Below are 8,966 nucleotides of genomic sequence, written 5' to 3'. Positions count from 1 at the left end.
GGCACCGCGGACCCGGGGGCCGGCGCGCCGGCGGCGTCGCCACCCGGCGTCGGCTCGTCCTCGCGCGGCGGCGTCCCGCCAGGGTTCTCGCTCATCTGCGCAGACCTCCCCTGGGTCACGCCTGCCCGCGGGTCGAGCCGCCGTGCGCGCCCGGGACGACCGAATCGGAGGGATCGTCCCGGTGTCAAGACCCTGCGGCGCGCCACCGCGCCCACGGTCGTCTGCGCGCGGCGGTGCCGCGACGTCCCCCGAACGGGTCGACCGCGTGAAAACCACCCGATGAAATCGGGGCAGACCGGGCATCGCAGGTCGCCCCGACCACTACTGTGTGGGCCGTGACCGAGCCTCAGAACCCCAGCCAGCCCCAGCCGCACGAGCCGGGGCAGCCGTACGGGCAGCAGCCGTACGTCCAGCAGCCCTCCCCCGCGCAGCCCGGCGCGCCGCTGTCGCAGCAGGACGAGAAGACGTGGGCGATCCTCAGCCACGTCGGCGGCCTGCTCTTCAGCTTCGTGGCGCCGCTCATCATCTGGCTCGTCTTCCGGGGCCGTGGGCCCTACCTGGAGGACCAGGCCAAGGAGGCGCTCAACTTCCAGATCACGCTGCTCATCGTGTACGTCGCGGGCTCGATCCTCTCCGTGATCGGCATCGGCCTGCTGATCCTCCTGGCCGCCTGGGTCGCCGCGCTCGTGTTCGGCATCCTCGCCGCCGTCGCCGCGAGCCGCTTCGAGTGGTACCGCTACCCGGTGACGCTGCGCCTCGTGAAGTGACGCCCGCGTCCCGTTGACCGTCGACGGCGCGCACCCGGTGACCGGGTGCGCGCCGTCGTCCGTCCCGGACCTGCCGCGTCCGCCCGCGTCGCCGTAGGCTGGACCCGTGCCGTCGTCGCTGGACCTGCCCGCACCCGCCTGGGGACTGCCCGAGGCGCCCCGGCCCGTGCCCGGCCCCGTCGACGCCCGCACCGACGAGCAGCGCCGCCGCCGTGCGATCGCCCGCCGGCACCCGCGCCCGCGGCCGACGGCGACCCGCGCGACGCAGACCGTGGTCCCGCGCACCACGTGGCTGGACCGGGCCCTCGCGACGGTCGCGCACCTCGTGCCCGTGTTCGCGCTCGGCTTCCTCGCCCCGCTCGGCGTCTGGCTGCTGGCCCGCGGCCGCGGCCCCTACGTCGAGCAGCACGCCCGCGAGGCGCTCAACCTGCAGCTGACGCTGCTCGGCGCCTACGTCCTCGCGTGGGTGCTCGTCGTCCAGTCGTGGTGGTTCCTCGTCCTCGTCGGCGCGGTGTGGCTCGCGCAGGTGGGCCTCGGCGTCGTCGCGACCGCGGCCGCCGCGCGCGGCGAGCTCTACCGCTACCCGGTGAGCCTGCGCCTCGTGCGCTGACCGCCGCCCGCCGGCCCGGCCCGGCGCGTCAGGCGACGAGCGCGCGCACCACCGCGTCGGCCAGCAGGCGGCCGCGTCGCGTCAGCCGCAGCCGCGGGTCGGTGCGGTCGAGCGCCGCGCGCCCGTCGACGAGCCCGTCGGCGACGAGGCCGGCGACGGCCCGGCGCCCCGAGGACGGCAGCTCGGCGACGGGCAGGCCCTGCGCCAGCCGCACGCCCAGCATGACGCGCTCGAGGTCGGCCGCGTCACCCGAGACGAGCTCGCGGCCCGCCGCCGGGCTGAGCCCCCGGCCCAGCCGGTCGGCGTACGCCCGGGGGTGCTTGACGTTCCACCAGCGCACCCCGCCGACGTGGCTGTGGGCGCCGGGACCGACGCCCCACCAGTCGTCCCCGCGCCAGTAGCCGAGGTTGTGCCGGCAGCGGTCGTCCGGCGTGCGCGCCCAGTTGCTCACCTCGTACCAGGTGAGCCCCGCGGCGGCAAGCAGCTCGTCCGCGAGCTCGTACTTCGCCGCCTCGTCGTCGGGGTCCGGCGTGGGCAGCTCGCCGCGCCGGACCTGGACGGCCATGCGGGTGCCCTGCTCGACGACGAGCGCGTACGCCGAGACGTGGTCGACGCCCGTGGCGAGCGCCGCCTCCAGCGACGTGCGCCAGTCGTCGAGCGACTCCCCCGGCGTGCCGTAGATGAGGTCGAGCGAGACCTTCAGGCCCGCGTCGCGGGCCCACCGCACGACGTCCGGGACGCGGCGGGGGTCGTGCGTGCGGTCGAGCGTCGCGAGGACGTGCCCGACGGCGGACTGCATGCCGAACGACACGCGCGTGAAGCCGCCGGCCGCCAGCGCGGCGAGCGACTCGGGCGTCACCGAGTCCGGGTTCGCCTCGGTCGTCACCTCCACGTCGTCGGCCAGCCCCCACGCGTCGCGCACGCCGGCGAGCAGGCGGACGAGGTCGCCGGACGGCAGCACGGTGGGCGTGCCGCCCCCGACGAAGACCGTCTCCACCGGCCGCTGGGGCAGGCCGGCGTCCGCGAGCACGCGCCGCGCGAGCCGCACCTCGGCCAGCGCGGTGTCGGCGTACGACGCCTGGCTCGCGCCGCCGCCCAGCTCGGTCGCCGTGTAGGTGTTGAAGTCGCAGTACCCGCAGCGGACGGTGCAGAAGGGGACGTGCACGTAGACGCCGAACCGGCGGCGCCCGGCGCCCGCGGCGACCGAGGCCGGCAGCGCGCCGTCGTCGGGAGCCGCGTCCCCCTCGGGGAGCGCCGGGCTCACTTCTTCTTCGCGTCCTTGTCGGCCTTCGCGCCGCCCTGGTCGGACGACAGCGCGGCGATGAAGGCCTCCTGCGGGACGTCGACCCGGCCGATCGTCTTCATCCGCTTCTTGCCCTCCTTCTGCTTCTCCAGGAGCTTGCGCTTGCGGGTGATGTCACCGCCGTAGCACTTGGCGAGGACGTCCTTGCGCATGGCGCGGATCGTCTCGCGGGCGATGACCCGGGACCCGATCGCCGCCTGGATGGGCACCTCGAACTGCTGCCGCGGGATGAGGTCCTTGAGCTTCGTCGCCATCATGACGCCGTACGCGTAGGCCTTGTCCTTGTGCACGATCGCGCTGAACGCGTCGACCTGCTCGCCCTGCAGCAGGATGTCGACCTTGACGAGGTCGGCGGACTGGTCGCCCGTGGGCTCGTAGTCGAGGCTGGCGTAGCCGCGCGTGCGCGACTTCAGCTGGTCGAAGAAGTCGAAGACGATCTCGGCGAGCGGCAGCGTGTACCGCATCTCGACGCGCTCCTCGGACAGGTAGTCCATGCCGAGCAGGTCGCCGCGCCGCGACTGGCACAGCTCCATGATCGAGCCGATGAACTCCGACGGCGTGAGGATCGTCGCCTTCACGACCGGCTCGCGCACCTCGCGGATCTTGCCGCCCGGGAACTCGCTGGGGTTCGTGACGCGTACCTCGGTGCGGTCCTCGAGCGTGACGTCGTAGATGACGTTCGGGGCGGTGGAGATGAGGTCGAGGTCGAACTCGCGCTCGAGCCGCTCGCGCACGATCTCCAGGTGCAGCAGGCCGAGGAAGCCGACGCGGAAGCCGAAGCCCAGCGCGACCGACGTCTCCGGCTCGTAGTTGAGCGCGGCGTCGTTGAGCTTGAGCTTGTCGAGCGCGTCGCGCAGCGCCGGGTAGTCGGAGCCGTCGATCGGGTACAGGCCGGAGAACACCATCGGCTTGGGGTCGGAGTAGCCCCCGAGCGCGGCCGCGGCCGGCTTGCTCGCGTTGGTGACCGTGTCGCCGACCTTCGACTGGCGCACGTCCTTCACGCCGGTGATGAGGTAGCCGACCTCGCCCACGCCCAGCCCCTGCGTCGGCACGGGCTCGGGCGAGATGACGCCGATCTCGAGCAGCTCGTGCGTCGCGCGCGTCGACATCATCGAGATGCGCTCGCGGGGGTTGAGGCTGCCGTCGACGACCCGCACGTACGTGACGACGCCGCGGTAGGTGTCGTAGACGGAGTCGAAGATCATCGCGCGCGCCGGGGCGTCCGCCACTCCGACGGGCGCGGGCACGAGCTCGACGATGCGGTCCAGCAGTGCCTCGACGCCCTCGCCGGTCTTGCCGGACACGCGCAGGCAGTCCGCGGGGTCGCCGCCGATGAGCGTCGCGAGCTCCTCGGCGTACTTCTCGGGCTGCGCGGCCGGCAGGTCGATCTTGTTGAGCACCGGGATGACCTGCAGGTCGTTCTCGAGCGCGAGGTACAGGTTCGCGAGCGTCTGCGCCTCGATGCCCTGCGCGGCGTCCACGAGCAGCACCGCGCCCTCGCACGCGGCGAGCGAGCGCGACACCTCGTAGGTGAAGTCGACGTGCCCGGGCGTGTCGATCATGTTCAGCGCGTACGCCGTGGTGGCTCCGTCGTCGCCCGTCACGGCCCACGGCATCCGCACGGCCTGCGACTTGATCGTGATGCCACGCTCGCGCTCGATGTCCATCCGGTCGAGGTACTGCGCGCGCATGGCGCGGGCCTCGACGACCCCGGTGAGCTGCAGCATGCGGTCCGCGAGCGTCGACTTGCCGTGGTCGATGTGGGCGATGATGCAGAAGTTGCGCAGCAGCTCGGGCGCGGTGGCCGCGGGGCGGATGCGCGACGAGGCGGCGGCGGACGGGATCGGGGACACGCTGGTGGGACTCCACGGTGCTCGGCAGGGTGGCGGCGCGGGGCGCGCCCTCCATGGTCCCACGCGCGGCGCCCTCGCGGGCGCACGCCCCGTGCGGACGCCCGGGGGGCGCTGCCGCCGGGCGGGCGACGCTGTCAGGATGGCCCCGTGACCGACGCGTCCGAGGTGCCGACCGCGGGTCCGGCGCCATTCGACCACCTGAGCCTCCTGCACGAGCTCCAGAACCGGTTCCTCGCGTCGGTCGACGAGGTCGACCCCGCGACGAGGGTGCCGTGGTGCGGCCGCTGGCGGGCGCGCGACGTCGTCGAGCACACCGCCCGCATCCACCACTGGGCGGCCGGCCAGGCGCGCCGTCGCCAGGAGACGCCGCTCGGGCGGGGGCCGTTCGTCCTGCGCGAGCTCTACGCCACCCAGGCCGCCGAGCTGCGCGACACGCTCGCGGCCCTCGACCCCGACGCTCCCGCCTGGACCCTGGACGACAGCGGGGTCGTGCGGTTCTGGCACCGGCGCCAGGTCCACGAGACGCTCGTGCACCTGTGGGACCTGCGCACGGCGGGCGACCTCGCGACCGAGGTGGACCCCGCCGCCTGGGCCGACACCGTCGACGAGGTGGTGACGGTCATGCAGCCGCGCCAGGTGCGGCTCGGACGGATGGAGCCGCTGCCCGTCCGCCTCCGCCTCGTCGCGACGGACGCCCCGGCGCGGTGGACGGTGCACGCCGACGACCGGGCGCCGCTGGAGCCGGCCGCCGAGGTGCGCGGCCCCGCCCGGGCGCTCGCCCTGCTGGTGTGGGGGCGCACCACCCCCGACGACGAGGCGCTGGACGTGACCGGCGACCGGGCCGCGCTCGACGCCGCCCTGGCCGAGCGCCTCACCCCCTGACGGCGCTCACGCCTCGCGGGTGATCCGCACCTCCACCTGGAGCTCCTGCGTGCCGGCCCCCGCGTAGATGCCGCGCAGCGGCGGCACGTCGTCGTAGCTGCGGCCGCGGGCGAGCACGACGTGGTGGCTGCCGACCGGGATCCGGTTCGTCGGGTCGAAGGCGACCCACTCGCCTACCCACCACTCGACCCACGCGTGCGACTCGCCGACCACCGTCTCACCGACCTCGCCCGGACCGCGGGGGTGCAGGTAGCCCGACACGTACCGCGCCGGGATCCCGAGCGCGCGCAGCGCCCCGACCGCCAGGTGCGCGACGTCCTGGCAGACGCCCGCGCGGGCGGCCCAGGCCTCCGCCGCGGGCGTGTGCACGGCCGTCACGCCGGGGATGTACTCGAGCTCGTCGCGCAGCGCGCGGCACACGGCCTCCGCGGCCGCGGCCGGGTCCAGCCCGTCGGCCGCCGCCCGCGCGAGCGTGACGACGTCGGGCGGGACCTCGGTCGTCGACGTCGTCGCGAGGAACTCGGCCAGCCGGTCGCGCACCTCGGCGTCCGCCAGCTCGTCCCAGCTGACGGACGCGCGGGCGGGGGGCCGGTCGACGACGTCGACGACGTGCTCGGCGGTGATCACCAGCGCGTCGTGCGGCGCGAGCACCTCGAACGCGGTGACCGCGGTGCCCCAGTAGTCGCGGTAGTCGTGCGACCACGTCTGCGGCTGCACGTCGAGGCGCGTCGAGACGACCGTCTGCCCGCTCTGGGAGACCGGCGTCATGCGCGCCTCGTTGTACGACGCGATGACCGGGCCGGCGTACCGGAACGTCGACGTGTGGACCACGCGCAGGCGGGTCATCGGGTCGTCCTCCTCGTCGTCTGCGGGCCGCCGGCGCTCACAGCGCCTCCCCGACCCACTGCGTGGCCGACGCGGACGGGAAGTACCGGCCGCGGATCGCGTCGGACGCCGCGGAGCACGCGCGCTGCACGAGCTCCATCTCGCGCGGGAGCCGGTCCAGCACCTCCATGAGCGGCCGGTACTCCAGGTTCGTCCGGACGAGCCCGATCTGCCGGCGCGCCTCGTCGACGGAGGCCCGCTGCACCGCGGGCTCCAGCGCCGACAGGCACGCCTCGGCCTGGTTGAGCGCGAACACGATCGAGCGTGGGAACAGCCGGTCGAGCAGCAGGAAGCCCGCCGCCTTCTCGTCGGACGCGTTGCCCCGGTACGTGCGCAGGAACGCCTCGTGCGCGCCGCACGAGCGCAGCAGCGTCGTCCAGCTCGGGCCCGCGGCGCCCGCGAGCTCGCGCGTCGTCAGGAGCCGGGCGGTCATGTCCGCCCGCTCGATCGAGCGGCCCAGCACCATGAACGTCCACGTGTCGTCCCGCGAGGTCGCCGAGTCGACGATGCCGTTGACGACCGCGGCGCGCTCGCGCACCCACGAGAAGTAGTCGTGCGGGCGCAGGGGTCGCATGTGGCCGGGCAGCTGGTTCCAGGTCAGGTTGAGCGACTCCCACAGCTCGGTGGAGACGATCTCGCGCGCCCGGCGGGCGTTCTCGCGGGCCGCGACGAGCGCGCCCGCGATCGAGGAGGGCGAGCGGCGGTCGTACGCCAGGACGTCGAGCACGTGCTCGCGGCCCACCTCGACGTGCGGCGGCGGCGCCGGTCGGTCCATCACCGAGAGCAGCGAGCGCGACGCGAGGTCCTCCTCCGCCCAGGGGTCCTCGAGCAGGATCTGCACGTGCACGTCGAGCAGCCGCGCCGTGTCGTCCGCCCGCTCCACGTAGCGGCCGATCCAGAACAGCGACTCCGCGATGCGGCTCAGCACGTGGCACCCCCGGACTGCTGCTGCTGCATGACCTGCACCCGGACGTCGCTCGGGTTGGCGTCGATCGGCACCGCGGCGTCCACGGGCACCGGCCGGGCCGTCGCGCCCGGCCCGGCGGCCCGGCGCGGCGGCGCGCCGCCCAGCACCCACGTGTCCTTCGACCCGCCTCCCTGGGAGGAGTTCACGACGAGCTGGCCCTCCGGGAGCGCGACGCGGGTGAGCCCGCCCGGCAGGACGAACACCGACTCGCCGTCGTTGACCGCGAACGGCCGCAGGTCGGTGTGGCGGGGGCGCAGGCCGTCCTCGACGAGCGTCGGGATCGTCGACAGCTGGACCACCGGCTGGGCGATCCACCCCCGCGGGTCCTCCAGCAGCCGCGTCCGCAGCTCGGCGAGCTCCGCCCGCGAGGCCCGCGGCCCCACGACCAGCCCCTTGCCGCCGGAGCCGTCGACGGGCTTGACGACGAGCTCGTCCAGGCGGTCGAGCACCTCCTCCAGCGCGCCCGGGTCCTCGAGCCGCCACGTGTCGACGTTCGCCAGCACCGGCTCCTCGGACAGGTAGTACCGGATGAGGTCGGGCACGTAGGTGTAGAGCAGCTTGTCGTCCGCCACGCCGTTGCCCACGGCGTTGGCGAGCGTGACGGTGCCGTTGCGGGCGCACGTCAGCAGGCCGGGGCTGCCCAGCAGCGAGTCCGACCGGAACGCCACGGGGTCGAGGAAGTCGTCGTCGACCCGCCGGTAGATGACGTCGACGCGCCGGCGGCCCTGCGTCGTGCGCATCCACACGCGGCCCTGCGCGCAGAACAGGTCGCGGCCCTCGACGAGCTCGACGCCCATCGTGCGCGCGAGCAGCGAGTGCTCGAAGTACGCGCTGTTGTAGACGCCCGGGGTCAGGACGACCACGGTCGGGTCGTCGACGCCGGCCGGTGCGGCGGCCCGCAGCGCGGCCAGCAGCCGCCGCGGGTAGTCCGCGACGGGTCGGATGCGCAGGGCCGCGAACAGCTCGGGGAAGGTCTGCGCCATCGCCCGCCGGTTCGACAGCACGTAGCTGACCCCGCTCGGCACCCGCACGTTGTCCTCGAGCACGCGCCAGCCGCCGGCCGAGTCGCGGACGAGGTCGATGCCGGAGACGTGCACCCGGACGCCGTTCGGCGGCTGGATGCCGCGGGCCTGGCGGTGGAAGTGCGTCGAGGACACGACGACGCCGCGCGGCACCACGCCGTCGGCGATCACGCGCTGCGGGCCGTAGACGTCGGCGAGGAACGCCTCGAGCGCCCGGACGCGCTGCGCCACGCCGGGAGCGACCGTGTCCCACTCGCTGCTCGCGACCACGCGGGGCACGACGTCCAGCGGGAAGGGCCGCTCCTCGCCCGCGAAGTCGAACGTCACGCCCTGCGCCAGGTAGGAGCGCGCCAGCGCGTCGGCGCGTGCCCGCAGCTCGCCCGCCGACATCGTCGCGAGCGCGGCGTGCAGCCGGCGGTAGGCCGGCCGCGGACCCTCGCCGTCGATCATCTCGTCCCACGCCTGGCCCGGGGGGTAGCCGTCGAACAGGTCCGCCATGGGTCGGACAGTAGACCGGTCCCGTTACCGCCGCGTGACGACCGCGGGCGGCGCGGCCCGGCGGCTCAGCGGCCCTGGCGCCCACCTCGCCCGGTACGGTCGCCGGGTGACCCGCTGGACGTCGCTGCTGCCCACCGCCCTGCGCCGTGCGCTGCGGCTCACGCGCGCCGCGGCACCGC

General features: G+C 74.7%; 8 protein-coding genes. 3 read left to right on the top strand and 5 right to left on the bottom strand.

The genetic code is table 11. The annotated features are described in order from the left end of the window. Nucleotides 1-335: 335 nt before the first annotated feature. A complete protein-coding gene (locus HGCM_RS10600; protein ID WP_147572804.1) occupies nt 336-767 on the top strand; it encodes a DUF4870 domain-containing protein in 432 nt (143 codons plus the stop codon). Between the two features lie 106 nt (nt 768-873). Beyond that, nucleotides 874-1,377 (top strand): DUF4870 domain-containing protein, encoded by a 504-nt coding sequence (locus HGCM_RS10595; protein WP_019136812.1) that lies wholly within the window; start codon nt 874-876, stop codon nt 1,375-1,377. A gap of 28 nt (nt 1,378-1,405) precedes the next feature. Here HGCM_RS10595 and hemW read toward each other — a convergent pair whose 3' ends face one another. Both hemW and lepA read right to left on the bottom strand, forming a co-directional pair. Then, entirely contained in the window at nt 1,406-2,641 is a 1,236-nt protein-coding gene (hemW, locus tag HGCM_RS10590) for a radical SAM family heme chaperone HemW (RefSeq protein ID WP_019136811.1), read from the bottom strand. Beyond that, nucleotides 2,638-4,533, bottom strand: a complete 1,896-nt coding sequence (lepA, locus tag HGCM_RS10585; RefSeq protein WP_019136810.1) for a translation elongation factor 4 — start codon at nt 4,531-4,533, stop codon at nt 2,638-2,640. Before lepA ends, hemW begins: the two co-directional genes overlap by 4 nt. 147 nt (nt 4,534-4,680) lie before the next feature. Here lepA and HGCM_RS10580 point away from each other — a divergent pair, with 147 nt between their 5' ends. Then, complete coding sequence (locus HGCM_RS10580) at nt 4,681-5,415, top strand: maleylpyruvate isomerase family mycothiol-dependent enzyme (protein ID WP_019136809.1); 735 nt, start codon at nt 4,681-4,683, stop codon at nt 5,413-5,415. A gap of 6 nt (nt 5,416-5,421) precedes the next feature. Here the strand turns inward: HGCM_RS10580 and HGCM_RS10575 are convergent, their stop codons facing one another. Genes HGCM_RS10575 through HGCM_RS10565 form a run of 3 tightly spaced genes read right to left on the bottom strand, consistent with a single transcriptional unit; the run spans nt 5,422 to nt 8,787 of the window. Further along, nucleotides 5,422-6,261 carry a transglutaminase family protein gene (locus tag HGCM_RS10575; protein WP_019136808.1) on the bottom strand — a complete coding sequence of 280 codons (840 nt, stop codon included), beginning with the start codon at nt 6,259-6,261 and terminating at the stop codon, nt 5,422-5,424. Nucleotides 6,262-6,298: 37 nt separating this feature from the next. Then, nucleotides 6,299-7,228, bottom strand: a complete 930-nt coding sequence (locus HGCM_RS10570; RefSeq protein WP_019136807.1) for an alpha-E domain-containing protein — start codon at nt 7,226-7,228, stop codon at nt 6,299-6,301. Beyond that, the gene (locus HGCM_RS10565) at nt 7,222-8,787 is read right to left on the bottom strand and encodes a circularly permuted type 2 ATP-grasp protein (RefSeq protein WP_019136806.1); all 1,566 of its coding nucleotides are present in this window, start codon (nt 8,785-8,787) and stop codon (nt 7,222-7,224) included. Before HGCM_RS10565 ends, HGCM_RS10570 begins: the two co-directional genes overlap by 7 nt. Nucleotides 8,788-8,966: the final 179 nt, after the last annotated feature.

The sequence above is a fragment of the Cellulomonas massiliensis JC225 genome, from assembly GCF_000312005.1.
Lineage (GTDB): Bacteria > Actinomycetota > Actinomycetes > Actinomycetales > Cellulomonadaceae > Cellulomonas > Cellulomonas massiliensis.
This window is presented reverse-complemented; position numbering and strand designations above follow the sequence as displayed.